The 286-nt window shown below is 54.2% G+C and carries 1 protein-coding gene; it reads left to right on the top strand.

Annotated elements, in window-relative coordinates; all coding sequences use genetic code 11:
* On the top strand, positions 1-286 hold a 286-nt coding region (locus AAEY72_RS14490; protein ID WP_352311217.1), incomplete at both ends, for a hypothetical protein.

The following is a 286-nucleotide window of genomic DNA, read 5'->3' as shown; positions in this document are numbered from 1 at the left end:
CAACTGGTGCAAATGCTCGGGAATGCGAACCTTCTCATGCAGTTGCGCCACCCAACGTTACGCAACAAACCGAAGGGCATGACTGACTTTCTCGATGTGCTCATGCACCTGGAATGGGCCAGCCGTTGGTTTAAAGAAAACGGCAGCAGCCTGGCGTTGCTCAGATGCCAGCTATTGCTGGATCGCCAGGTCCAGGACCCGGTCATCAATCAGCTATTGAAGGAGTTCGCCCTCTATGACCAAGCGTCCCTTTCCAAAGCGTTGCAACCGCTTGATCTTCCTCAGC

Source organism: Psychrobacter sp. W2-37-MNA-CIBAN-0211 (assembly GCF_040309405.1).
Lineage (GTDB): Bacteria > Pseudomonadota > Gammaproteobacteria > Pseudomonadales > Moraxellaceae > Psychrobacter > Psychrobacter glaciei.
This window is presented reverse-complemented; position numbering and strand designations above follow the sequence as displayed.